Source organism: Mesorhizobium sp. M4A.F.Ca.ET.022.05.2.1 (assembly GCF_003998845.1).
Classification (GTDB): domain Bacteria; phylum Pseudomonadota; class Alphaproteobacteria; order Rhizobiales; family Rhizobiaceae; genus Mesorhizobium.
The window spans coordinates 24,141-47,618 of sequence record NZ_RZOJ01000009.1; the positions used below are offsets into that span (position 1 = coordinate 24,141).

The 23,478-nt window shown below is 65.0% G+C and carries 23 protein-coding genes; 12 read left to right on the forward strand and 11 right to left on the reverse strand.

All coding sequences use genetic code 11. From position 1 onward, the window contains the following. Window positions 1-69: 69 nt before the first annotated feature. Window positions 70-318 (forward strand): hypothetical protein, encoded by a 249-nt coding sequence (locus EN745_RS02390; RefSeq protein ID WP_126056400.1) that lies wholly within the window; start codon window positions 70-72, stop codon window positions 316-318. A gap of 73 nt (window positions 319-391) precedes the next feature. Here EN745_RS02390 and EN745_RS02395 read toward each other — a convergent pair whose 3' ends face one another. Continuing rightward, window positions 392-1,030, reverse strand: coding sequence for a DNA-3-methyladenine glycosylase I (locus EN745_RS02395; protein ID WP_127420449.1), 639 nt, complete (start codon window positions 1,028-1,030; stop codon window positions 392-394). Window positions 1,031-1,243: 213 nt separating this feature from the next. On the opposite strand from EN745_RS02395, the gene EN745_RS02400 reads away from it, so the two are divergent. Together EN745_RS02400 and EN745_RS02405 are read left to right on the forward strand one after the other, a co-directional pair. After that, on the forward strand, window positions 1,244-1,984 hold the full coding sequence (locus EN745_RS02400; protein WP_127420450.1) for a L,D-transpeptidase: 741 nt from the start codon (window positions 1,244-1,246) through the stop codon (window positions 1,982-1,984). 291 nt (window positions 1,985-2,275) lie between these two features. Further along, window positions 2,276-3,196: a bifunctional 5,10-methylenetetrahydrofolate dehydrogenase/5,10-methenyltetrahydrofolate cyclohydrolase gene (locus tag EN745_RS02405; RefSeq protein WP_127310603.1), complete on the forward strand. Its 921-nt coding sequence runs from the start codon at window positions 2,276-2,278 to the stop codon at window positions 3,194-3,196. A gap of 9 nt (window positions 3,197-3,205) precedes the next feature. Here EN745_RS02405 and EN745_RS02410 read toward each other — a convergent pair whose 3' ends face one another. The 6 genes from EN745_RS02410 to EN745_RS02435 all read right to left on the reverse strand — a co-directional run bounded on the left by EN745_RS02410 (window position 3,206) and on the right by EN745_RS02435 (window position 10,392). Further along, the gene (locus tag EN745_RS02410) at window positions 3,206-4,204 is read right to left on the reverse strand and encodes a hypothetical protein (RefSeq protein ID WP_127420451.1); all 999 of its coding nucleotides are present in this window, start codon (window positions 4,202-4,204) and stop codon (window positions 3,206-3,208) included. Between the two features lie 31 nt (window positions 4,205-4,235). Then, window positions 4,236-5,534: a glycolate oxidase subunit GlcF gene (gene glcF / locus EN745_RS02415; RefSeq protein ID WP_127420452.1), complete on the reverse strand. Its 1,299-nt coding sequence runs from the start codon at window positions 5,532-5,534 to the stop codon at window positions 4,236-4,238. A 9-nt stretch (window positions 5,535-5,543) separates the two neighbouring features. After that, window positions 5,544-5,933 carry a DUF4870 domain-containing protein gene (locus EN745_RS02420; RefSeq protein ID WP_126056406.1) on the reverse strand — a complete coding sequence of 130 codons (390 nt, stop codon included), beginning with the start codon at window positions 5,931-5,933 and terminating at the stop codon, window positions 5,544-5,546. After that, window positions 5,930-7,186 carry an FAD-binding protein gene (locus EN745_RS02425; RefSeq protein ID WP_127420453.1) on the reverse strand — a complete coding sequence of 419 codons (1,257 nt, stop codon included), beginning with the start codon at window positions 7,184-7,186 and terminating at the stop codon, window positions 5,930-5,932. The genes EN745_RS02420 and EN745_RS02425 overlap by 4 nt, the downstream gene beginning before the upstream one ends. Before the next feature lie 108 nt (window positions 7,187-7,294). Continuing rightward, window positions 7,295-8,791 carry an FAD-linked oxidase C-terminal domain-containing protein gene (locus tag EN745_RS02430; RefSeq protein WP_126056408.1) on the reverse strand — a complete coding sequence of 499 codons (1,497 nt, stop codon included), beginning with the start codon at window positions 8,789-8,791 and terminating at the stop codon, window positions 7,295-7,297. 278 nt (window positions 8,792-9,069) lie between these two features. Then, window positions 9,070-10,392, reverse strand: coding sequence for a DUF3422 family protein (locus tag EN745_RS02435; RefSeq protein ID WP_126056409.1), 1,323 nt, complete (start codon window positions 10,390-10,392; stop codon window positions 9,070-9,072). 207 nt (window positions 10,393-10,599) lie between these two features. Here EN745_RS02435 and EN745_RS02440 point away from each other — a divergent pair, with 207 nt between their 5' ends. Genes EN745_RS02440 through EN745_RS02450 form a run of 3 tightly spaced genes read left to right on the forward strand, consistent with a single transcriptional unit; the run spans window position 10,600 to window position 13,389 of the window. Then, complete coding sequence (locus EN745_RS02440; RefSeq protein ID WP_126056410.1) at window positions 10,600-11,397, forward strand: FCD domain-containing protein; 798 nt, start codon at window positions 10,600-10,602, stop codon at window positions 11,395-11,397. Between the two features lie 22 nt (window positions 11,398-11,419). Beyond that, a complete protein-coding gene (locus EN745_RS02445; protein WP_126056411.1) occupies window positions 11,420-12,556 on the forward strand; it encodes an alpha-hydroxy acid oxidase in 1,137 nt (378 codons plus the stop codon). A gap of 59 nt (window positions 12,557-12,615) precedes the next feature. Beyond that, window positions 12,616-13,389 (forward strand): metallophosphoesterase, encoded by a 774-nt coding sequence (locus EN745_RS02450; protein ID WP_127420454.1) that lies wholly within the window; start codon window positions 12,616-12,618, stop codon window positions 13,387-13,389. Between the two features lie 46 nt (window positions 13,390-13,435). Here EN745_RS02450 and EN745_RS02455 read toward each other — a convergent pair whose 3' ends face one another. Both EN745_RS02455 and EN745_RS02460 read right to left on the reverse strand, forming a co-directional pair. After that, entirely contained in the window at window positions 13,436-13,576 is a 141-nt protein-coding gene (locus EN745_RS02455; protein ID WP_189340537.1) for a hypothetical protein, read from the reverse strand. A gap of 425 nt (window positions 13,577-14,001) precedes the next feature. Next, entirely contained in the window at window positions 14,002-14,700 is a 699-nt protein-coding gene (locus tag EN745_RS02460; RefSeq protein ID WP_127420455.1) for a type 1 glutamine amidotransferase, read from the reverse strand. 75 nt (window positions 14,701-14,775) lie between these two features. Between EN745_RS02460 and EN745_RS02465 the strand changes: the two genes are divergently transcribed. From EN745_RS02465 to EN745_RS02480, 4 genes are all read left to right on the forward strand, one after another. Continuing rightward, entirely contained in the window at window positions 14,776-15,423 is a 648-nt protein-coding gene (locus EN745_RS02465; protein ID WP_127420456.1) for a hypothetical protein, read from the forward strand. Window positions 15,424-15,454: 31 nt separating this feature from the next. Continuing rightward, a complete protein-coding gene (locus EN745_RS02470; protein WP_127420457.1) occupies window positions 15,455-16,189 on the forward strand; it encodes a 16S rRNA (uracil(1498)-N(3))-methyltransferase in 735 nt (244 codons plus the stop codon). 185 nt (window positions 16,190-16,374) lie between these two features. Further along, window positions 16,375-17,748, forward strand: a complete 1,374-nt coding sequence (locus EN745_RS02475; RefSeq protein WP_127420458.1) for a glutamate--cysteine ligase — start codon at window positions 16,375-16,377, stop codon at window positions 17,746-17,748. Window positions 17,749-17,851: 103 nt separating this feature from the next. Continuing rightward, window positions 17,852-18,751 (forward strand): DUF937 domain-containing protein, encoded by a 900-nt coding sequence (locus EN745_RS02480; protein ID WP_127420459.1) that lies wholly within the window; start codon window positions 17,852-17,854, stop codon window positions 18,749-18,751. A 148-nt stretch (window positions 18,752-18,899) separates the two neighbouring features. On the opposite strand, the gene EN745_RS02485 is transcribed toward EN745_RS02480, so the two are convergent. Next, entirely contained in the window at window positions 18,900-19,190 is a 291-nt protein-coding gene (locus EN745_RS02485; RefSeq protein WP_126056419.1) for a DUF1127 domain-containing protein, read from the reverse strand. A 178-nt stretch (window positions 19,191-19,368) separates the two neighbouring features. Between EN745_RS02485 and EN745_RS02490 the strand changes: the two genes are divergently transcribed. Further along, entirely contained in the window at window positions 19,369-20,325 is a 957-nt protein-coding gene (locus EN745_RS02490) for a LysR substrate-binding domain-containing protein (RefSeq protein WP_126056420.1), read from the forward strand. 25 nt (window positions 20,326-20,350) lie between these two features. Here EN745_RS02490 and EN745_RS02495 read toward each other — a convergent pair whose 3' ends face one another. Beyond that, window positions 20,351-22,573 carry an EAL domain-containing protein gene (locus EN745_RS02495; protein ID WP_127420460.1) on the reverse strand — a complete coding sequence of 741 codons (2,223 nt, stop codon included), beginning with the start codon at window positions 22,571-22,573 and terminating at the stop codon, window positions 20,351-20,353. Between the two features lie 122 nt (window positions 22,574-22,695). On the opposite strand from EN745_RS02495, the gene xseA reads away from it, so the two are divergent. After that, window positions 22,696-23,478: exodeoxyribonuclease VII large subunit (gene xseA, locus EN745_RS02500; RefSeq protein ID WP_127420461.1), on the forward strand; the 783-nt coding region annotated here is incomplete at its 3' end.

Below are 23,478 nucleotides of genomic sequence, written 5' to 3' on the forward strand. Positions count from 1 at the left end.
CATCGGCGCGGCATCGTGTCGACACAATCGCAGTCGATAAAGCGCACCGAAAACAAAGAGTTCGGGGCTATGAGCACCACGGGACAATTCGACACCATCAACGGCGGCACGCGCGAACTGCCCATCCGGCTGCGCCCGGCCGACCACCAGGCGCCCGTGACGGTGAGCCAGGCAGCCGGGCCGTTCGAGGTGGATCCGCGCCGGGGCTCATCCATGCGTGATGCGCTGATGACCGGCCTGCTGGTGATCTATCCGGCTTTCGCCGCGCTGGCGGCGATCGTCGCCGGCCTGTTCCTCACCGGCGCCAGCGGCATCTAGTCTCGCAGGCGGGCGCTGCCCCTCATCCGCCCTTCGGGCACCTTCTCCCCGTGGAACGGGGAGAAGGAAGGTCCTACCTCGGCCGTTTGAACCTCTTCCGCTCCGCTTCCACTGCGTTGCGGCAGACGCATCCTTCGAGATGGTCGTTGACAAGGCCCATCGCCTGCATGAAGGCGTAGACGGTGGTCGGGCCGACGAAGCTCCAGCCCCGCTTCTTCAGCTCCTTCGAGATGCGGACCGAGACCGCCGTCGTCGGATTGGCGCGCAGATGGGCAAGGTCGACGATCTCCGGGCGCTCGCCCGCGCCCGGCTCGAACTTCCAGAACCAGGCCGCCAGCGAGCCGAACTCATCAACCATTTCGCGCGCCCGTTTGGCGTTGTTGATGGTCGAGACGATCTTGCCGCGATGGCGGATGATGCCGGCATTGCCGAGCAGGCGCTCGACATCCTTGTCGGTGAACTGAGCCACCTTGTCGAAGTCGAAGCCAGCGAAGGCCTCGCGGAAATTCTCGCGCTTGCGCAGGATGGTCAGCCAGGAAAGGCCGGACTGGAAGCCTTCGAGGCAGATCTTCTCGAACAGCCGCCGGTCGTCCACCACCGGCCGGCCCCATTCGCGGTCGTGGTAGTGCATATAGTCCGGCAGATTGCCGTGCCAAAAGCAGCGCGCCTTGCCGTCGGGGCCGTCGAGCAGGCCGGCATTTTCAGTTCCCATTGCCAGAAATCCGTTCGTTAATGCGCCTCGGCGCCTGTTTTACCGTGGCTTTACCAGATTCCTGAACCGGCCGGTAACCACACCAAAAGGTTTACTGACACATCGGCATTTTACGCATTCCGATTCATGTTTCGGTTGCCGCTTCGCGCCAAGGATCGCGCAACCGGGGGCAAGTTCGCGCCTCCGTCCGTTCGACGATCAAGGTGCGTTCCGATGAAGACAGTCTTGGTTTCCCTGCTGGGTGCCGTGGCGGTTCTTGCCGCCGGCGCCACCGCCTCCAATGCCGATGACCGCTATGCCGAAAGGCCACCTGTGATGGTGAGCCCCGACCTTTCGGCGCCCTGGGTGCTGCAGCTTGGCCGCGCGCCGGGCATCGTGCGGCAGACCCGCCAGATGGTGCAGCAGCCGCAGCGGCGCTATCTGCAGGTCCAGCCCGACCAGCAGCGCACGGCGGCGGTGCAGCAGCCGGCCCGGCGCACGGCGATGCGGCCGCAGATCAACCCGATCTACCTGCCGCAGGAAGTCGCGTTCGACGGGCCGCAGAAACCAGGCACCATCGTCATCGATACGCACCAGAATTTCCTCTATCTGGTCGAGAAGGACGGCAAGGCGCGGCGCTACGGCGTCGGCACCGGCAAGCCGGGCTTCGAATGGTCGGGCACGCACAAGATCACCGACAAGCGCGTCTGGCCGGACTGGCGCCCGCCGGCGGTGATGATCAAGCGCGAGGCCGCCAAGGGCCGCTATCTGCCGACCTATCTGGCCGGCGGCGAGGAGAACCCGCTGGGCGCCCGTGCGCTTTATCTCGGCACGACGGAATACCGCATCCATGGCACCAACCAGCCATGGACGATCGGCGGCGCCGTATCTTCCGGCTGCATCCGCATGCGCAACGAGGACGTCGTCGACCTCTACGAGCGCGTCAATGTCGGAACGACGGTGGTGGTGATATAGGGACTGCGAATCTATCGGTCAGGCAGCGCCGACTAATTTTGGCGCCAGCTGTTGCTCCCAAGCCATAGCGCATATTCGGGAGACGTGCTTAGACTGGCAACGAGTTAACGGGGGACGGGCCGTGTGGGGATGCGGCCGGTCACGAAAGGGCAGCGCGGGAAACCGCGCTGCCCTTTCGCCTTTCGAGGCAAAACGCGTCGCGCTGAAGGCAGAGCGTTTCGTTTTCGGGGGCTGATTTCCCGGACGGCCTCTGCTATTGCAGCGCACAATTCCCGACACCAAAGGTCAGCCATGTCCCGGTCCGACGACAGCCGCTATCTCAAGGGTGGGCCGGTGGCCCAGCGCATCATCGCCTCCGTGCGCGAGGACGCCGCGATCGCCACAGCCGAGGGGTTTCCGCCAAAGCTGGTGTCGATCACCGTCGGCGACACCGCCGCAGTCGATGTCTATGTGCGCAACCAGCGCGCCAAGGCGGAACTGGCCGGCATCGGCTTCGAAGAGCGGCGCTTTGCCGCCGACATCACCGCCGGCGAACTGGAGGCCGCGATCCACGGCCTCAATGCCGATCCACGCGTCACCGGCATCATCATCCAGCGGCCGGTGCCGGTGCACATCCCGATCAAGACGCTGCAGGCGGCGGTGCATCCGCTGAAAGACGTCGAGGGCATGCATCCGGCCTCGATCGGCAATATCGTCTACAACCAGCTCGATCTGGCGCCCTGCACGGCGGCCGCCTCGGTCGAGCTCTTGAAGGAGACCGGCCTCGACCTCAAGGGGCTCGAGGTGGTCGTCGTCGGCCATTCCGAGATCGTCGGCAAGCCGATCGCCTTCCTCTTGATGAGCGAGGGCGCGACGGTGACGGTCTGCCATCACATGACGCGTTCGGTGGCAGCACACGCGCGGCGCGCCGACGCACTGTTCGTCGCCGTCGGCAAGCCGCGCCTGATCAAGGCAGATATGGTGAAGCCGGGCGCCGCCGTCATCGACATCGGCATCAATTCCGAGATCGGACCGGACGGCGAGACCCGCATCGTCGGCGACGTCGACACCGACAGCGTCAAGGAGGTCGCCTCCTGGATCACGCCGGTGCCGGGCGGCGTCGGCCCGATCACGGTGGCGATCCTGCTGCGCAACACGATGGTGGCGCTCAGCCGCCAGCGCGCCCTCTACCAGGCGACCTACGGCGTGGCGGACAAGCTCGCGGCGGAGTAACTGCTGTCGTCAGGTCCACTGCGACACATGGCATGTGATCCGGCTTTCTTCGTCCCAGAAGACGTAAAGCATGCCGCCGCTGCCCCAGAAGAAGCCGGCCAGCGAGTCGAACTGCAGCAGAAATTTCATTTCCCGATCCGTTCCAGGAACCAGCGGGAACTGCGGTCCTTGGACCCAGGACGGCAGTCCGCCGAGCCGAAACAGGTTCTGCCGCGAATTGCTTATTCCATAGGACTGTCTGAGCCAGCGTGGCGGCGTGGCCGCCACGCGCACGGTGCTCACAAGCGAAGCCGGCTCGATTGCGGAACCATCATCGGAATGAAATGGGCCAATGGGCGTCGGCCTGCCCTCGGCATCGTGCGAATAATAGGTCGGCTCGAGAGAGTTCGCGCAGGTTTCGATGGAAAGCCCAGGAACAGACTTCTCCTCAGAACTGTCCAGTGTAACCAAGTGAGTCAATTTCTGCCGGCAGACTGGACATGTCGCCGAACCTCTGCCGCCAACCGCAAGTGGTCCGCCGGTGGTCGGCAGATGCCAAGTGGGGTGGTTGCGGCGCGTCGGAAAGGGCGAGTCGCTCGGAGAACCCCCTTCGAAGATAAAATGTTTGCACGCTGGGGCTGACCGCAGATCGGTATGCTGCTGCCAGTCCGCAAAATCGTAACTGGTCGCCAGCGCGGCGTCTGGAAACAAGTCTGGAGCCTGCAGCAAAGCGTGAGACAACAAGTCTTCGACATCCGTCCCGCGGCTTGCTGCGCTTTGGAGGAAAAATGCCAGGCGGGCCAAGTCCGCATCGTCGAGGAACGAAACCGCGTCTTCGATCAGAGTGACCTGGTGAACGCCCGCTTCCACAGCCGCCTTGATCAGCTCAAGCAGGAACGCCGATCCGTCTTTCAAGTGTTGGGCGATAATGGCTTCGCAGTCGGCATAGCGACCCTGAAACGTCGAACGCGACAGGTCTGTTAGAAGACGAACTGCGGTTTGAATATCTTGCAGTCGTGGATTGGACATCGCCGCATCGTCCTCGGCAAACGCTGCGTGGTCAACTCATTTTGGGCGGCTCGCCACCATAGGCCCAGTCGAGCAGTTTTATCGTATGCACCACCGGCAGTTTCGCGGCGGAGGCGATCTGGGTGATGCAGCCGATGTTGCCGGTGGCGACGATTTCGGCGCCTGTCGCCTCGATATTTTTCACCTTGCGGTCGCGCAGTTTTGCCGAGATCTCGGGCTGCAGGATGTTGTAGGTGCCAGCCGAGCCGCAACAAAGATGCCCTTCGCGCGGCTCGCGCACGACAAAGCCCGCCCTGGCCAGCAGCTCCTTCGGCTGCCGGGTGATCTTCTGGCCGTGCTGCATCGAGCAGGCCGAATGATAGGCGACGACAGTGCCGGGCTTGCGCAGCGGTTCGGGCAGGTCGAGACCGGCCAGATATTCGGTGATGTCCTTGGCCAGCGCCGAGACCCGCGCGGCCTTTTCGGCATAGGCCGGATCGAGGCGCAGCATGAAGCCGTAGTCCTTGATCGTGGTGCCGCAGCCCGATGCGGTGATGACGATAGCATCGAGCCCGCCCTGGTCGATGGCGCGCGTCCAAGCGTCGACGTTCCGCCTCGCCGAGGCAAGGGCTGCCTCCTCGCGGCCCATATGGTGGACGAGCGCGCCGCAGCAGCCCTCGCCTTCCGGCACCACCACCTCGACGCCGAGCCTTGTCAGCAGCGAGATGGTCGTCTCGTTGATGGCCGGATCGAGCACCGACTGCGCGCAGCCGGTCAGGATGGCAACGCGGCCCTTGCGCGTGCCCTGCCCGGCGTGCACGCCAGGCAAGGCCATTGCCGACACCGCCGGGATCGAGGATGGCACAAGCCTGAGCATGGCGGCGACAGGCTTTAGCGCCGGCAGCTTTTCGAACAGGCCGATGAACGGCCTGCCGAGCCCGGCCAGCTTCAATGCCGCACGGAAGCGCGAGGGATAGGGCAGCACGAAAGCCAGCATGGCGCGCGTCAGCCGGTCGAGCAGCGGCCGCTTGTAAGTTTGCTGGATATGGGCGCGAGCATGGTCGACCAGATGCATGTAATTGACGCCCGAAGGGCATGTCGTCATGCAGGCGAGGCAGGACAGGCAGCGGTCGATATGGGTGACGATCTCCTTGTCGGCCGGCCGGCCGTTCTCGAGCATGTCCTTGATGAGATAAATCCGCCCGCGCGGCGAATCCAGCTCATTGCCCAAGGTCACATAGGTCGGGCAGGTGGCGGTGCAGAAGCCGCAATGCACGCATTTGCGCAGGATCTTTTCCGATTCCGCGACGTGCGGATCGGCAAGCTGGGCGGCTGAGAAGTTGGTCTGCACCGGGGAGTCCTATTGTCCGAGGAGCCAGCTTTGCGGGTTCTTGACCGGCTCGCCGCGCTGCAGCGCCTGCAGCCCGAGGATGCAGCGGGCGATGAACCAGACAGCAGCGGCAAACATCAGCAGGAAGCCGATCACGAGCATCATAAGGACCACGGAGATCAGCGCGTAGAGCAAACCGATCCAGAAGGTCCTGATCAGAAAGGTGTAGTGGCTTTCGACGAAGCCGCCAGCCTTGCCGCGGTTGATGTAGGCAAGCACGATGCCGACAATGCCGGTGACGCCAATGACGAGGCCCGCGAGATAGAGAATATAGATGACCAGGGCGTTGGTCGAACCTGGCTCCAGCCAGCGATCGGTCTGGCGCGGTCCGCCGCCCGGGCCTTGATTGATGTTGCTCATTGTACTGCTCCTTCCGATGATCGGGCCAGAGTAGCAGAGCTGGAACCCGGCGCCATTCGACCGGGGTTGAGGATATGCTTGGGGTCGAACTCGGCCTTCAGCCGCGCCGACAGCGCCGCCAGATGCGGTGGCTGCGGCTCGAACACCGGCAGAGCGGCGCGATGCGCGGGTGCGGCGCGCACCAGCGTCGCGTGGCCGCCGCCATGCTTGCGGATCAGGCCGCGCAGCAGGTCGGCCTCGGGATCGTTCTCGCGCATCGACAGCCAGACCAGACCGCCCTGCCAATCGTAGAAAGCGTCGACCGCCGCCTGCATGCGCAGGGCCATCACCATGTGATGCGCCTGCGACGGCGCCATCGACACACGCCATACCGGTCTCGCGCCGCCATCGGCGAAGGGTATGCAATCGCGGATATCGCGCCAGATAGCCTTCGACGCCTCGCCGGCGATCTCCTCCAGTGGCCCTGCTTTGCCAAGCAGCTGCTTCAATGCCTCGATGCGATAGACAACGGAAGGGCCAAAACCCTCGACGCGCAGCAGCGTCGCGGCATCGCTGCCATGCTTGCCGGTAGCGACGCGCGCTGTGATGCGCTCAGGCAGGTGCGCGGCGCTCGACACTTCGGCGCTGGAGCCTAGCGCGAGCGCCATGGCCGCGACGGCAGCATCGTCGAGCAGGCCGCGGATGGCTAGCGTCACCTCGGTCTCCGCCGCCGGCAGCACCTTGAAGGTGACATCGGTGAGCACGGCGAGCGTGCCCCAGCTTCCCGCCATCAGCTTGGAGAGATCGTAGCCGGTGACGTTCTTGACGACGCGGCCGCCGGACTTGAAGGCCTCGCCGCGACCCGAGATGGCGCCGACGCCGAGGATGTGGTCGCGCGCCGCGCCAGCCTTCAGCCGGCGCGGGCCGGACAGATTCGCCGCAAGCACGCCGCCGATCGTGCCTTTGCCCGGCTCGCCGCCGAGCAGTCGGCCATAGTCCATCGGCTCGAAGGCGAATTGCTGGCCGTTCTCGGCAAGCAGCCTCTCGATCTCGGCAAGCGCCGTGCCGGCTTTGGCCGACAGCACCAATTCGGCTGGCTCGTAGAGGGTGATACCGGTGAGCTTCGACAGGCCGAGCGTGTGTTCCGCTTGCAGCGGACGACCGATGCCGCGCTTGGAACCATGCCCGAGGATCTCCAACGGCGCCTCTTCCGCTGCAGCCCATTGAATGGTGGAGAGGACTTCGGCGGATGAGATTGGGGTGAAGGTTGTCATCGGAGAGCGCCTTTCCTCGCCCCCGCAAAGCGGGGGAGAGGTGGCTCGGGCGTAGCCCAAGACGGAGATAGGCCGCGTTCCTGCGCCGTCATGCGAAATTGGCCCCCATCAAAACCTCGGAATGTCCGGAAACGCCACCTGCCCGCGATGCACATGCATCCGCCCCAGCTCGGCGCAGCGGCGGAGCTGCGGGAAGACCTTGCCGGGGTTGAGCAGGTGGTTGGGGTCGAAGGCGCATTTGACCCTCATCTGCTGGTCGAGGTCGACCTGGTTGAACATTTCCGGCATCAGGTCGCGTTTTTCGACGCCGACGCCATGCTCGCCGGTCAGCACGCCGCCAACCTGGACACAGAGGCGCAGGATGTCGGCGCCGAAGCTTTCGGCCTTGTCCAGCTCGCCCGGCACGTTGGCGTCGTAGAGGATCAGCGGGTGCAGGTTGCCGTCGCCGGCGTGGAAGACGTTGGCGACTCCGAGCCCGTACTTCTCCGACAGGTCGCGCATGCCGGCGAGCACGCGCGGCAGTTCCTTGCGCGGTATGGTGCCGTCCATGCAGTAATAGTCGGGCGAGATGCGGCCGACCGCCGGGAAGGCCGCCTTGCGGCCGGCCCAGAAGCTCAGCCGCTCCTGCTCCGACTGCGAGATGCGGCAGGTGGTCGAGCCGTTCCTGTAGGCGATCGCCTCGACGAGGCCGATCAGGTGGTCGACCTCGACGCCCGGTCCGTCGAGCTCGACGATCAGCAGCGCCTCGACGTCGAGCGGATAACCGGCATGGACGAAATCCTCCGCGGCGTGGATCGCCGGGCGGTCCATCATCTCCATGCCGCCGGGGATGATGCCGGCGCCGATGATGTCGGCGACGCACTGGCCGCCCTGCTCGCTGGTCGGAAAGCCGATCAGGAGAGCGCGCGCCGTCTCCGGCTTCTTCAGGATGCGCACGGTGACCTCGCTGACGACGCCGAGCAGGCCCTCGGAGCCAGTCATGACGCCGAGCAGATCATAGCCCTCGGCGTCGAGATGCCGACCGCCCAGCCGCACCACCTCGCCATTCATCAAGACCATCTCGATGCCCAGCACATTGTTGGCGGTCAGCCCGTATTTCAGGCAATGCACGCCGCCGGAATTCTCCGCCACGTTGCCGCCGATCGAGCAGGCGATCTGGGAGGATGGATCAGGGGCGTAATAAAAGCCCTCCTGCTCGACGGCGGTGGTGATGCCGAGATTGGTGACGCCCGGTTGGGCGACGACAACTCGATTGGGAAAGTCGATCTCCAGGATGCGGTTGAAGCGGCTCATGACCAGGAGCACGGCATCCTCGAGCGGCAGCGCGCCGCCCGAGAGCGATGTGCCGGAGCCGCGCGGCACGACGCGGATGTTGCGATCGTTGCAGTATTTGAGCACCCGCGAGACCTGCGCCACCGTTTCCGGCAGCACCACGACCAGGGGCAACTGCCGGTAGGCGGTGAGACCGTCGCTCTCGAAGGCGCGCATTTCATTGGCCGTGTCGACCACGCCCTCGCCCGGCACGATGATGCGCATGTCGGCGACGATCTCGGCGCGCCGGCGAATGGTGGCGGCATCTGGCTTCGGCATGGCAAGGCCGGGCATGGGCTGCCTCTTCGCTTTACTGGTCAAAATCTTTTACCAGTGAAGCGCGTCAGTTGCAAACTCTGCATTGATCGAGATCGAGTGCCGGACGCTTCCGCAGCGGCAATCTGCCGCTGCGCCCTAATCTCCCCCCTCGAGGGGGAGATGGCCGCGAAGCGGTCAGAGGGGGTCCTAGCGCGTGAAATGCCAACGCTGTCTGACGTCGCGAAGAGCGTCGGCGCCCCACGCGAGGCGACCCCCTCTGTCGCCTTCGGAGACATCTCCCCTCAAGGGGGAGATTATTCTCCCGGATGTTTCGCCGGCTCGGAGTGCATGCGCCGCACGCGGCGCACGCCCCACCAGACAAGCAGGATGGCGACCGGCACCGCGGCGGCGGTGACGACTTCGGGCGCAAAGGCATGGCCGAAGATCGAGGCGCCCTTGGCGAGATAGGAGATGAGGCCGACGACGTAATAGGAAACGGCGGCGACGGAAAGGCCTTCGACCGTCTGCTGCAGGCGCAGTTGCAGGCGGGCGCGGTTGTTCATCGAGGCCAGCAGGTCGCGGTTCTGCTTCTCGACCTCGACATCGACCCAGGTGCGCAGGAGCGTGGTGGCCCGGGTGAGTTTGCGCGACAGGTTGGCCTGCCGCTCCTCGACCGAGCGGCAGGTGCGCATGGCCGGCGCCATGCGCCGCTGCAGGAAGCCGGCCCAGGTGTCGTAGCCGGACACCGGCTCTTCCTCCAATGCCTCGAGTCGCTCGACGACAATGCCGTCATAGGCGCGGCTGGCGCCGAAGCGATAGAGGCTGGAGGCGGCATCCGCCTCCAATTCGGCGGCCAGCTCGGTCAGGTCGGCAAGCAGCGTCTGGCTGTCCCGGGTCTCCGCCCCCTTCATTTCCAGCGTGGTCTGCGCCAGCCGGTCCTCGATGCGGCGGGCGCGGCCGGAGAGCGTCAGCGCCAGCGGCAGGCCGAGCATGGCCAGCGTCCGGTAGGTCTCGATGTCGATCAGCCGCTGCGACAGCGCGCCGGTGCTGGCCGGCGTCAGGCCCCGATCGAGCACCAGCATGCGTGTCAGGCCGTCGCCGTCCTGGCGGAAGTCCGTGACAATGGCGGCATTGCCGCGCCCGACCAGCGAGTAGCACAGGCTGGTCGGGTCGAAATCGGCGATCAGTCTTTCGCTGGCCTGCGTCCATTTGCGGATCTCGAGCCTGATCCCGGATATGACCGTGCCCGGCGGCGAAAACCCGTTGCCAAAAGGCGAATCCTCCTGCGATCCGGCGCTTTCGGCAAGCGGCCCTTCCCACAGGTAGGTCGAGAATTCCGTGTGCCGTTCCCAGCGCAACGAGCCCTTGCCCCACTTCATGGCATGGTGGCGGGCCTGGCGGTCGGGGGCGGCGATGCCAAGGCGTCGCGACATCTCCGAAAGCACCGCGTGGTCGACGCCGGAGCCGCCTTCGGTCATGAAGGAAAGCTGGATCAGCACGCGCGGCTTCTCGATCAGCGGATGCGGCCTGGCATGGACCTCGCCCAGCGCGCCGGAGCGCCCTCCATGCGCCGGAAAACCCATGACGCTGCCCTGGGCGCGTGGCTGGAATTCGAGATTGGACGTCTCGTCCGACACGGCCGGTCCCCCTGTTCTTGACCCTGCGTGTATCGGCGTCCTCTAGGACCAATCGCCGGGAGACGCAAACGGCAAAGTTTAGCTGAAGGCGATATAGGGCGGCGACGCCGAACCGGACCAAACCGAACGAATTGGATAAATAATTTGACCAGTTGGCGACACAGGCTTTAATCTGAACGTCAACCGCTTCTTTTCCCAGGCACCCCGTTGAGCGATATTTTCTCCAGGATCGAGCATTCGCGCACCGCCGACGAGGTGGTGCAGCAGATCGAGAGCCTGATCCTGGAAGGCGTGTTGCGCACCGGTGACCGGCTGCCGGGCGAGCGCGAGCTGGCGCGCCAGTTCGACGTGTCACGGCCGATCCTGCGCGACGCGCTGAAGGCGCTGGAGGGGCGTGGGCTGCTGACGACCAAGGCCGGCGGTGGCACTCATGTCGCCGACGTCATCGGCCAGCTGTTCACCAAGCCGGTGACCGACCTCATCTCGATGCACCGCAAGGCGGTGACCGACTATCTGGAGTATCGCCGCGAGATCGAGGCGGTCGCCGCCGAATACGCGGCGCGGCGCGCCACGCCGGAAGACCTTACGCTGCTCGACAGCATCATGGCGCGCATGGACGAGGCGCACCGCACCGGCGATTTCGACGACGAGGCCGAGATCGACATCGAGTTCCACCACGCCATCTCGGAATGCGCGCACAACATCATCCTGCTGCATACGCTGCGCTCCTGCTACCGGCTGTTGTCGGAAGGTGTGTTCCAGAACCGGCTTCTGGTGTTCAGCGTGCCCGGCGCGCGCGAGGCCCTGCTTCACCAGCACCGGGCGATCTATGCGGCGATCAAGGCCGGCGATCCGGCGGCTGCCCGGCAAGCGGCCATGGACCACATCTCCTATGTCGAGCGCTCGATGCTCGAGGCCGAACGCAGCGGCGACTGGCAGCGCGTGTCACGGCTGAGGCTGAGACAGCGCTCCGACGCCGGCGACGGCGCCAAGACAACGAATTAGCGAACACCCAGCGGGAAAGACCATGAGCGACATCCTCACCATTGCCGATCTGAAGGACCTGGCGCGCCGCCGCGTGCCGAAGATGTTCTTCGACTACGCCGATTCCGGCGCCTGGACCGAAAGCACATACCGCGCCAACGAGGAGGATTTCCAGAAGATCAAGTTCCGCCAGCGCGTGCTGGTCGATATGAGCAACCGCTCGCTGGAAACGAGCATGATCGGAGAGAAGGTGGCGATGCCGGTGGCGCTGGCGCCAACCGGCCTGACCGGCATGCAGCACGCGGATGGCGAGATGCTGGCGGCGCAGGCGGCGGAAGAGTTCGGTGTGCCGTTCACGCTGTCGACGATGAGCATTTGCTCGATTGAGGATGTCGCCTCGGTGACGAAGAGGCCGTTCTGGTTCCAGCTCTACGTGCTGCGCGACAAGGACTTTGTCCTCAACCTGATCGACAGGGCGAAGGCGGCGAAATGCTCGGCGCTGGTGCTGACGCTCGACCTGCAGATCCTCGGCCAGCGCCACAAGGATGTCCGCAACGGGCTGTCGGCGCCGCCCAAGATGACGCTCGCCAACATCATCGACCTGGCGCTCAAGCCGCGCTGGTGTCTGGGCATAGCCGGCACCAAGCGCCGCACCTTCCGCAACATCGTCGGCCATGCCAAGGGGGTCGGCGACGTCTCTTCGCTGTCGTCGTGGACGACGGAGCAGTTCGACCCGCAACTGTCGTGGAAGGATGTCGCCTGGATCAAGGAGCGCTGGGGAGGCAAGCTGATCCTGAAGGGCATCCTCGACAAGGAGGACGCGCTGATGGCGGCCCAGACCGGCGCCGACGCGATCGTCGTTTCCAACCATGGCGGACGCCAACTCGACGGCGCCGCCTCGTCGATCGAGGTGCTGGAGGAGATCGCCGACGCCGTCGGCGACAGGATCGAGGTGCACATGGATGGCGGCATCCGCTCGGGCCAGGACGTGCTCAAGGCGCTCTGCCTCGGCGCCAAGGGCACCTATATCGGCCGTCCCTTCCTCTACGGCCTCGGCGCCATGGGCAAGGACGGGGTCACCAAGGCGCTGGAGATCATCCGCAAGGAAATGGACATCACGCTGGCACTGTGCGGTAAGCGTTTGGTAACCGACATGGGCAAGGACCAGCTGAGGCGCTAGGGCCTATTCACCTATCCGCCCTAGTTTCCCGTGATGATCGATACGGGAAGACGCTCACCGTGACCGAAACCGGCATCCACTATCTCGACGCGCGCGGGCCGGAAGGCATGCGGCTCTGCGCCATCGGCGACGTGCATGGCCGGCTCGACCTTCTGGCCGCCATGCACCGCCGGATCGAAAGCGAGCTCGAATACAAGCCGACCGCCGACTGGCGCGTCATCCATCTCGGCGACTATACAGACCGTGGTCCGGATTCCAGAGGCGTGATCGATTTCCTGATCGACGCGCAGAAGCGCGACCCGCGCCACCTGATGCTCGCCGGCAACCATGACATCGGCTTTCTCGACTTTCTCGCCGAACCCGATCCGGACGGCCTGTTCATGCGCTATGGCGGCGTCCAGACGGCGCAGTCCTATGGCGTTGATCTGGTCGCGGACGCGCGCTGGTTCGGCAAGGCAGAGACGGTACGGAAAGGACACGCGACCCTGGTCGCGGCCGTGCCGCGAGCCCATGTCGACTTCCTGCGCTCACTGCCGTTTTCGGTGGCGTTCGGCGACTTCTTCTTCTGCCATGCCGGCATCCGGCCAGGCGTACCGCTCGAAAGCCAGAGTCCGCAGGACCTGATCTGGATTCGCGACGCCTTTCACGATCACCCCGGCCTTTATCCGAAGGTGATCGTGCATGGGCACACACCGGTGCCGGAGGCCGAAATCATGGCCAACCGCGTCAATGTCGATACGCTCGCATGGCATTCGGGAACGCTCAGCGCGCTCGTTGTCGACGGCGCGGAAAAGCGCATCCTGACGGTCGAAGGGCGGCCGTTCCAGTCATGATCCCGACTATGGGATCAGCTTTCCGTTTGTCGGGAAGGACCAGGCTTTAGCGAAGCGCGGCGGTGACGCCGTAGCCGTCGACGGCCTGATGATTGTTGGCGGCGTCGGCCGAATAGATGCCGAGGCCGCACAGGACGATGGCAGACAGCATGATAAAAGACAGAAGCGCTGCTTTCACGGACGTCATCTCTGGTTGAGCTTCCTGCATCTGTGCACGACCCGGTTACCAATGCGTTGAAACGATAAAATGCGTCTCAATGTTTCGACGATTTCGCGTTTCTAAGCAGATTCCGTATCGCCGGTGTGTCGCGCGGATCACACAGAAGGTTCATCGCGGTTGCACCGGCGATACAAAGCGCGCGCCTTCTAGGATGGCGGGCGGACACAAACCAAGGACGAAAAGGGTTTTCCCCAGGCGGAACTGCCGTGGCGTGCCAATAATGTCACGCCGCCCCAGGTCGGTGTGCGCCAAGGTGGGTTGAGATTCAGGTCAGGCCGAGCCGAAAACTATGGCTTCTGAGAACCGGAGCGGAGCATACTTGAAGTACGTGAGCACCGGAAGCGCAGGAAGCCATTGTTTGCAGGCCGGCCTCACCTGAATATCGACACGCCTCAGATGGTCGCCACCCAGGCGCGGGCAATGGCCAGGCCGGCGGCGTCGGCATCGGAACCGTTGCGGGCAACTTCATGGTCGAGCCGGTCGTTCCAATCGGGATGGCGCTCGGCGATGAGGGAGGCGAAGGACGTGCTCCAGTCGCGCACCATCGGCGTATCCGCCTCGAAATGGAACTGGAAGCCGTAAACGGCGCGGCCAAGGCGGAAGGCCTGGTTCTCGGCGACGGCGCTGCCGGCCAGCCGCACGGCATTCTGCGGCAGCACGAAGGTGTCGTCGTGCCATTCGAAGATCGGGAAATTCTCCGGTAAGGCGGCCAGCACCGGATCGGTCTTCGCCGCCGGCGTCAGCGAAACCTGATGCCAGCCGAACTCGGTGGCGCCACCGATCTGGTTCTCGCCGCCGAAGGCACGCGCCAGCAACTGGCTGCCGAGGCAGATGCCGAGCACCGAGCGGTCCCTGTCGGCGAAGTCGCGGGTCAGATCGAGCAATTCGGGAAAATAGGGGCAAAGCTCGTCATCGAGCGCGTTCTGGGCGCCGCCCAGCACGACCATGGCGTCATGCTCGCCGCTGTGCTCGGGCAGGGCCTCGCCACGATAGGGCTTGCGCAGATCGATATCGGCGCCAGCCTCGACCAGTGCGGCGCCGATCTGGCCAAGGCCCTCATTGTCGAAATTCTGGACGACCAGGACGCGCATCGAAACCCTGCTGACATGATTTTGATCCCGCGAGCGATATCATGGCGCCCGCATCGCAGCCAAGAAGGAACGCCTATGCCACTGCAGAACCGGGTCGATCCGTTCGGCGCAATCCACGCCGTGCCCGAACGCGGCCTGTTCACCGGCAATCGCGGCATCATCCACGACCCCGAGACGAAGACGCTGTTGAGGAAACGATCGGCGCTTCAGGCGTGGATCATCTGCGTGTGCGAGTTCCGCAATGTGCGGCGCGAGCCGATGGGCCGCAACCGGCCAGGTGGCAAGGCGGGCTGGACCGAGCTGTTCTTCCTCGACGAGGTGACGGCGCTGGCCGCCGGCCACCGGCCCTGCTTCTACTGCCGGCGCGAAAGGGCAAGCGACTTCGTCCGCCGCTTCGGCGGAGCGTTCGGCATCGCCGAGCCGCGCGCGCCGATGCTCGACAAGCGGCTGCACAGGGAGCGGCTGGCGGCTGGCGGCCAGCCGCCGGCGGTCAAGCCGGAAGCGCTGGCCGCCCTGCCCGATGGCGCCATGGTTGCTGACGGCAACGCGGCTTATGCCCTGCGCGGCGGCCAAGCGCTGCGCTGGTCGTTCGCTGGCTATGGCGCGCCGACCGCTTTTGGCGATCTGGCCGGCCGGCCACTCCGGCTGCTGACACCGGCGACCACCATTTCGGTGCTGCGGCAAGGCTACGTGCCGGCATGGCACCCTTCCGCCGAGGCTTGACGGCAAACACCGCCTCGCCCATTGCTCGGCCATGCGCGCCAATTACAAGATGCAGCGGCTGTTCGTGCCTGACGATCTCGGAACCGGCATTGAATTCGATGCCGGGCCACAGCAAAGCCATTACCTGATGCATGTGCTGCGGCTCGGCGAAGGCGCCGAGCTCCTGGTGTTCAACGGCCGCGACGGCGAATGGTCGGCGGCGATCGCGGCAAAGTCCAAAAAGGCGGTTCGGCTGAAGGTTGCCTCCCTGCAGCGGCCGCAGCCGCCGCTGCCCGATCTCGTCTACTGCTTCGCGCCGCTGAAGCAGGGACGGCTCGACTATCTGGTGCAGAAGGCGGTCGAGATGGGTGCCGGTATCCTGCGGCCGGTGATCACGCAACACACGCAAGTGGCCAAGCCAGGCATCGAGCGGCTGCGCGCCAATGTCGTGGAGGCGGCCGAACAATGTGGCATCCTGGCGGTGCCTGAGGTGCTCGAGGCGGAAAAATTCGAACGCCTGCTGACAGGCTGGGACAAGGAACGGCGGCTGATCTTCTGCGACGAGGATGCCTCGACCAACAATCCGCTGCCGGCGCTGCAGGCGGTCGACGAGACCAAGCTCGGCCTGCTGGTCGGACCGGAGGGCGGCTTTTCCGACGACGAGCGCAAGATGTTGAGGGCGCTGCCTTTCGTCACCGCCATCCCGCTCGGGCCGCGCATCCTTCGCGCCGACACGGCCGCGGTGGCCGCGCTTGCGGTGATCCAGGCGACAATCGGTGATTGGTGATCAATTCGAGTTGAGCCCTGGCTCAGGATTTTTCGCTTGATCGGCTACTGACATTTCGTCCATCTAGCGCCGGCGGTCGTTCGGCCGCCTATAGCGCCGCGCTCTTTTGTGCGCACAAGGAACGCTGTAGCACTATGGTTTGGCGCATGATCGGTCTTGCGGATCACGCGTCGGGAGGGCTTCTGATGGCGCGCGACACGACCGATTTCCGGCCCATCGAGGGCGTCGACGAACTTGTCGCCTACCTGGCCGCCGGCAATAAGCCGCGCGACCAATGGCGTATCGGCACCGAGCACGAGAAGTTTCCGTTCTATGTCGACGGCAATGCGCCGGTGCCCTATGGCGGCGAGCGCGGCATCCGCGCCATTCTAGAGGGCATGCAGCAAAAGCTCGGCTGGGATCCGATCATGGATGACGGTCGCATCATTGGCCTGGTCGAGCCGACCGGCCAGGGCGCGATCTCGCTGGAGCCCGGCGGCCAGTTCGAGCTCTCCGGCGCGCCGCTGGAGTCGATCCACCAGACCTGCCGCGAGGGCAATGCGCATCTTGCGCAGGTGCGCGAAATCGCCGAGCCGCTCGGCATCCGCTTCCTCGGCCTCGGCGGCAGCCCGAAATGGTCGCTGGCCGAAACGCCCAAAATGCCGAAGTCGCGCTACGAGATCATGACCCGCTACATGCCGAAGATCGGCACCAAGGGCCTCGACATGATGTACCGCACCTGCACCATCCAGGTGAATCTCGACTTCGAGAGCGAGGCGGACATGCGCCGCAAGATGCAGGTCTCGCTCAAGCTGCAGCCGCTGTCGACGGCGCTGTTCGCCAACTCGCCCTTCACCGAAAGCCGCCCGAACGGGCTGCAGAGCTGGCGCGGCGACATCTGGCGCGACACCGACAACCAGCGCTCCGGCCTGCTCGAATTCTGCTTCTCGCCCGATTTCGGCTTCGCCGACTATGTCGAATGGGCGCTCGACGTGCCGATGTATTTCGTCATCCGCGACGGCCACTATCACGACATGACGCACATCACCTTCCGCCAGTTCATGACAGGGGCCGCCCGCAATGAGGTCCCGGACGGGCTGCCGACGATGGGCGACTGGGCAAACCACCTGTCGACGCTGTTCCCCGACGTCAGGCTTAAGCGCTTCCTCGAAATGCGCGGCGCCGATGGCGGACCGTGGCGGCGCATCTGCGCGCTGCCGGCCTTCTGGGTCGGGCTGCTCTATGACGAGGCCGCGCTGGACGCCGCCGAGGCGCTGACCTCGAGCTGGACCTACAGGGAAGTGCTGGCAATGCGCAACGCCGTGCCGGAGCTGGGCATTTCGGCGCCGTTCCGCAACACGACCTTGCGCGATGTCGCGCGCGACGTGCTCGCCATTTCGCGCTCGGGGCTGAAGAACCGCGCCCGCAAGAACCGCGACGGCTATGACGAGACCTCGTTCCTGAACACGCTGGACGAAGTCGTGGCGCGCGGCACGACCAGCGCCGAAGAAATGCTGTCGGCCTACCACACGCGCTGGGGCGGCTCGATCGAGCCCGTGTTCATGGAATATGCTTACTGACCCTTCGCCGTCCGCCCGGCGGAGAGGGCGGCAAAAGCCGCTTCAATCAGCGATGGAAACGAACTAGGCTTCTCCAACGAGGATGTTCCCGGAGGAGAACCCAATGCCTTCCCTGTTCGACATATTCGCCCAGGCCCAGAACGGCGCCGGCATGCAGGCGCTGGCTCAGCAGTTCGGGCTTTCGATGCAGCAGACCCAGGCCGCGGTCGAGGCGCTGCTGCCGGCCTTTTCGCAAGGGCTGCAGCGCAACACGGCCGACCCCTACGGGCTCGGCGCTTTCATGACGGCGATGGCGAGCGGCCAGCACGCCAAATATTTCGAGGACGCGACCCGGGCCTTCTCGCCGCAAGGCATCAACGAGGGCAACGGCATTCTTGGCCATCTGTTCGGCTCGAAGGAGCTGTCGCGGGCCGTGGCTGCCCAAGCCGCGCAAGCGACCGGTCTCAGCCAGCAGGTGCTGCAGCAGATGCTGCCTGCGATGGCCTCGATGATGATGGGCGGGCTGTTCAAGCAGACCACCAACCAGATGCAGGCGGCGGGCGGCTTCGGCGGCGGCGGCAATCCGCTCGGCGAGATCATAGAGCAGATGATGCGGCAGGCGGGCGGCAGCGCGCAGCAGCCGCAACAGGCGCCCAATCCCTACGGCGACAACCCGCTCGGCAAGGTCCTGCAGGACATGTTCGGCGGCGCGCAACAGCCGCAAGGCCGGACGCAGCCGCAACAGACGCAAAGTCCCTTTGGCGACAATCCGCTGGGCAAGATGTTCGAGGAGATGCTGCGTCAGAGCGGAGGCGGCGGGTTCGGCCAGCCGGTGCCACAGCAGCAGGCACCCCAGCAGCGCGAGGCGCCGCAACCGCAGACCAACCCGAGCGGCAGGCCGAGGAACCCGTTCGACGATCTGTTCGGTAAGATGTTCGAGACCGGCGCGCGGCAACGCGACGAGTACCAAAAGGGCATGGAATCGATCTTCGATCAGTTCAAGCGCGGCATGGATCGACGATAGCCCGAAAAGAAGAGCCCGGTCCTTGGGAGGACCGGGCAGCGTGCAGGCAGGCCGGGGGGAACCGGCAGGGAGTGGGGAGCCTGCATGAACCTTGGTCGCCGCGCCCCTTGAAAAGGTTCAGGGCGACCGAATGCACCAGCCGGCTGGATCAAGCCACCTTGCGGGCGAGATCCTCGATCGAGCCGACCCGGTCGCTGGCGATGGCGCGCAGCTTCACCGTCGGGTCACGCCCGAAGGGCACAGCGACGGCGACGTGGAGGTCGGCGCGCGTCAGCCCGATATCGGCGAGTTCGGCATCCGACATCTCGCCGAGGCGATAGAATTGGCGGCGGTTTTTCCAGGCGCGGTAGGCATCAGCGATGGCATTGGCCACGCGCGCCGCTACGGACGGACGCGTGGTGATGCGCGAGGTCTCGGTGGCGAAATCAAACGTGGTCATGTCAGTCCTCCTTCAGAGTCGAGCGGGCGAAGCCGGGCAAACGTCGCTGGGAGGAGCGCCGTTCCGGTCTCGATTCACATGCCTTCATGTGGATGTTGGAGAATGTGCCACGGTGCGATTGATTAATCCAACGAATGTTTCTAATCTTTAGCATCAACATCAATGATGGATTGGACCGATGAAAGCGCCACTCGATCTCGATCAGTTGCAAACCTTCATCTCGATCGCCGATACCGGCAGCTTCACCCGCGCGGCGGAAGAGGTGCATCGGACGCAGTCGGCGGTGTCGATGCAGATGCGCCGGCTGGAGGAGCGGATCGGCAAGCCGCTGTTCGAGAAGGACGGCCGCACCAACAAGCTGACCGAGGAAGGCGACAGGCTGCTTTCCTATGCGAGGCGGCTGATCTTCCTCAACCGGGAAACGCTGGCCGCCTTCGACGACAAGCGACTGGAAGGCACCATCCGCATCGGCACGCCGGACGACTATGCCGACCGCTTCCTGCCAGAGATCATGGCGCGCTTCACGCGCTCCAACCCGCGGGTCGAGCTGACAGTCATCTGCGAGCCGACGCCCGGACTGGTCGAACACATCAAGCGCGGCAATCTCGACCTGGCGCTGGTGACGCACAACGACACGCGCGGCCAGTCGGAAGTGGTGCGGCGCGAGCCGCTGTTGTGGGTGACCTCGGCCAACCACGCCACGCATGAGCAGGAAATCCTGCCGATGGCCTTCGGCCGGCCGAACTGTATCTGGCGCCGCGCCGCGGTCGACGTGCTCGACCGGCAGAACCGCGAGTACCGCATCCTGTTCTCGAGTTTCTCGGCGACCGTCATCACCGCCGCGGTGCTTTCCGGCCTCGCGATCTCGGTGCTACCGGAATGCGCGCTGCGGCCCGGCATGCGCGTGCTCGGCGAGGCCGACGGCTTCGGCACCCTGCCCGACTGCCGCATCGGCATCATGCGTGGCCAGACCTCGCAGCCGGAGATCGTCGACGCGCTCGCCCGCCACATCTGCGAAAGCCTCGACAACATCTCGGTGCCGCTGGGCGAAGAGACGGGAAACTTCGACTTCGCCGCGCTCGCCTTTACCAAGATGAAGCGGACCAAGGCAAACCAGATCATGCCGGGCTGGTAGGGCCTGTTTCCGGGTCAGAGATGCCCTAGGCCCGGGCGGCCGCCGGCACGACGTCGTCCGGCGAAGCCAGACCGGAAAGACCGAGCAACTGGCCCGGTTCGAGCGGTGGCGACAGGAAATAGCCCTGGAACTGCCGGCATCCCATGGCGACCAGCAGGATCTTCTGCGCCTCGGTCTCGACACCCTCGGCGGTGACGTCGACGCCGAGCGCGACGGCGAGGTCGATCAGCGCCTTGACGATCGCCGCCGCATTGCCTTCGCCGTCGAGCAGCCGGACGAAGGAGCGGTCGATCTTGAGCTTGTCGATGGCGTGGCGGCGCAGATAGCTCAGCGACGAATAGCCGGTGCCGAAATCGTCGAGCACGATGCCGATGCCCGACTGGCGCAAGGCGGCCAGAGCCGCCCTCGAGGCATCGCTGTTCTCCAGAAGCACACTTTCGGTGATCTCGAGTTGCAGGCGCTGCGGCGCCAGTCCGGTGTCGGCAAGGATCGACGCAACCTGTTCGGCAAAGCCGGCGTCGCGCAGTTGCAACGGCGACACATTGACGGCGAGCCATGGCAGTTCGGTCCGCACGGCGAAACGGCAGGCTTCCTGCAGCACCCATGCGCCGAGTTGGCCGATCATGCCGCGCTCCTCGGCAATGGCGATGAACTGCGCCGCCGGCAAGGCGCCATGCACCTCATGCCCCCAGCGGATCAGCGCCTCGGCGCCGAGGATCGTCTTGCCGTTTGCCGCGAACACCGGCTGATAAGCGAGCCCGATGCCGGTGCCGCCATCGAGGGCCTTGCGAAGCTCGGTCTCAACCTTGCGCTTGCGTAAGAGAAGGTCGTCCATGTCGCCGGCGAAGACCTGGTGCCGGCCACGGCCGTTCTTCTTGGCCTCGTAAAGCGCGATGTCGGCCTTGCGCAGCAGGTCATCGGCATCGGTCTCGGCCTCGGCCGACAGCGCGATGCCGATGCTGGCGCTGACGAAGACCTGGTCGCCGATGAGCTTGAACGGCTCCTGCAACTTCTGCAGCAGCCGCTCGGCAATGTCCTCGGCGGCGCGGATATCGCGGATGTCGATGAGGATCAGCGCGAACTCGTCACCCCCCAGCCGCGCCACGGTATCGACTTCACGAATGGTGTGCTGGAGCCTGGCCGCAGTCTGGCGCACGAGCTCGTCGCCCGCCGGATGACCGAGCGTGTCATTGATATGCTTGAAGCGGTCGAGGTCGAGATAGAGCAGCGCCACTTTCCCAATGTCGTGACCGGCCTGCCCGGTCCTGAGCATGGCCTGCCGCAGCCGATCCTCGAACAGGGCCCGGTTGGGCAGGCCGGTGAGCGTGTCGTGGAAGGCGAGATACTGCGCCCGATCCTGGCTGGTTTGCAGCGCCGAAGAGGCGCGGCGCAGGCGCCGCAGCAGGAATGCAAGCACGCTCGCCGCGAGCAGCAGGCCGACGATCAAGGCAGGGGCAGCCTTGCGCACCAGCGTCAGACCGGGACGTTCCTGATCCCAGCCGATATAGCCGAGAATGACGCCGCGAGAATCGACCAGCGGAATGGCGGCCGAGCCGCTGGTTTGCGAGAGCGGCAGCAGATGCGCGCCGGCCAGCAGGTATTTTTCGGCAATCTTGCCGATGACCGCGTCGTTGATGAACTCGACCGAGATGTGGAGGTATTCGCTGCCCCGTGCCTGGGTGAGCCGGTTCGTGCTGGGGACGTGCGGCATGATGCTGAGTATGGCCGGCTTGCCGCCGAGCGACACCAGGTCTTCGCCGACCATCTTGGCCGGCGCGGCCGAAGCGTCCTCACTCGGCGGCTCGGCCATCTTTGCGCGCAGCCTTTCGATGGTGGGCCGCAATTCGGGCTCATCCTCGCCATAGACGGACGGGTCGAGCACCTTGCCTTCCCGCATGGCGTGTACCGGACGGTTTGCGGCATCCAGCACATAGACCCGGTTGTGGCCGTAATAGGAGTACATCCAGACGCTGAGGTTCTCCTCTATCCAGGCCTGGTTTCCCGCCTTCACGTTGATGATGGAATCATCCCAGACGGTCACGCTCTCCTGCTCGCGCTCGACCGCCGCGATCTGATCCTTCAAGCCATTGGCGAAGAATATCTTTTGCCGTTCGAGCGAGACATGGTCGGCCTGGGCGGTGGCATAGAAACCAAAGCCGACGACCATGGCCAGCGCAAAGGCGGCCAGCATCAACACGGTCAGCGTGACCTGATGCGTCAATGGGCTTTGGCTTGCGCGTGCGCTCATGCGTTCCTGGCCGGCTGCGTTACGGCGAACTCAAAGCAAATCGGGCTTAAGATCGCGTTATTGTATTAGCGAGGATTGAGCGCCGCCTTGACGCGGACAGGCAACCGCCCCTCAATCGGCCGATGAGCGACACGTCCGAATCACGCAGCAACGCCACCGAATACACGGTGAGCGAGATTTCCGGCGCGCTGAAGCGCACGGTGGAGGACGCGTTCGGCAATGTGCGGGTGCGCGGCGAGATTTCCGGCTATCGCGGCCCGCACTCGTCCGGCCACGCCTATTTCGCGTTGAAGGACGACCGCGCGCGGCTCGATGCCGTGGTCTGGAAGACCACGATGAGCCGGCTGAAATTCCGTCCAGAGGAAGGGATGGAAGTGATCGCCACCGGTAGGCTGACGACCTATCCCGGCAAGTCCAACTACCAGATCGTCATCGACAATCTGGAACCGGCCGGGGCCGGCGCGCTGATGGCGCTGCTCGAGGAGCGCAAGCGCCGGCTGCAGGCGGAAGGCCTGTTCGATGCCGGCCGCAAGCGGCGGCTGCCGTTCATGCCCAGCGTCATCGGCGTCGTCACCTCGCCGACCGGCTCGGTGATCCGCGACATCATTCACCGCATCAAGGATCGCTTCCCGCTGCACGTTCTGGTCTGGCCGGTCAGGGTGCAGGGCGAGACGGCCGGCACGGAGGTGACTGGCGCGGTCAATGGCTTCAACGCGCTTACCCGGGATGGCGCCATCCCCCACCCCGACGTGCTGATCGTGGCGCGTGGCGGGGGCAGCCTCGAGGACCTTTGGGGCTTCAACGATGAAAGTCTGGCGCGAGCGGTCGCCGCCTCGCGCATCCCGGTGATATCAGCCGTCGGGCACGAGACGGACTGGACGCTGATCGACTTCGCGGCCGACATG

Bases quoted from the DNA above. Each gene is read 5' to 3' on its own strand.
- EN745_RS02475 (WP_127420458.1), top strand. From the start codon at position 16,375: ATGGCGCGCGACACGACCGATTTCCGGCCCATCGAGGGCGTCGACGAA.
- EN745_RS02395 (WP_127420449.1), bottom strand. From the start codon at position 1,030: ATGGGAACTGAAAATGCCGGCCTGCTCGACGGCCCCGACGGCAAGGCG.
- EN745_RS02430 (WP_126056408.1), bottom strand. From the start codon at position 8,791: ATGCCCGGCCTTGCCATGCCGAAGCCAGATGCCGCCACCATTCGCCGG.
- EN745_RS02495 (WP_127420460.1), bottom strand. From the start codon at position 22,573: ATGAGCGCACGCGCAAGCCAAAGCCCATTGACGCATCAGGTCACGCTG.
- EN745_RS02410 (WP_127420451.1), bottom strand. From the start codon at position 4,204: ATGTCCAATCCACGACTGCAAGATATTCAAACCGCAGTTCGTCTTCTA.
- EN745_RS02490 (WP_126056420.1), top strand. From the start codon at position 19,369: ATGAAAGCGCCACTCGATCTCGATCAGTTGCAAACCTTCATCTCGATC.
- EN745_RS02425 (WP_127420453.1), bottom strand. From the start codon at position 7,186: ATGACAACCTTCACCCCAATCTCATCCGCCGAAGTCCTCTCCACCATT.
- EN745_RS02465 (WP_127420456.1), top strand. From the start codon at position 14,776: ATGCCACTGCAGAACCGGGTCGATCCGTTCGGCGCAATCCACGCCGTG.
- EN745_RS02455 (WP_189340537.1), bottom strand. From the start codon at position 13,576: ATGACGTCCGTGAAAGCAGCGCTTCTGTCTTTTATCATGCTGTCTGCC.
- EN745_RS02400 (WP_127420450.1), top strand. From the start codon at position 1,244: ATGAAGACAGTCTTGGTTTCCCTGCTGGGTGCCGTGGCGGTTCTTGCC.
- EN745_RS02445 (WP_126056411.1), top strand. From the start codon at position 11,420: ATGAGCGACATCCTCACCATTGCCGATCTGAAGGACCTGGCGCGCCGC.
- EN745_RS02420 (WP_126056406.1), bottom strand. From the start codon at position 5,933: ATGAGCAACATCAATCAAGGCCCGGGCGGCGGACCGCGCCAGACCGAT.
- EN745_RS02470 (WP_127420457.1), top strand. From the start codon at position 15,455: ATGCGCGCCAATTACAAGATGCAGCGGCTGTTCGTGCCTGACGATCTC.
- EN745_RS02460 (WP_127420455.1), bottom strand. From the start codon at position 14,700: ATGCGCGTCCTGGTCGTCCAGAATTTCGACAATGAGGGCCTTGGCCAG.
- EN745_RS02405 (WP_127310603.1), top strand. From the start codon at position 2,276: ATGTCCCGGTCCGACGACAGCCGCTATCTCAAGGGTGGGCCGGTGGCC.
- EN745_RS02485 (WP_126056419.1), bottom strand. From the start codon at position 19,190: ATGACCACGTTTGATTTCGCCACCGAGACCTCGCGCATCACCACGCGT.
- EN745_RS02480 (WP_127420459.1), top strand. From the start codon at position 17,852: ATGCCTTCCCTGTTCGACATATTCGCCCAGGCCCAGAACGGCGCCGGC.
- EN745_RS02390 (WP_126056400.1), top strand. From the start codon at position 70: ATGAGCACCACGGGACAATTCGACACCATCAACGGCGGCACGCGCGAA.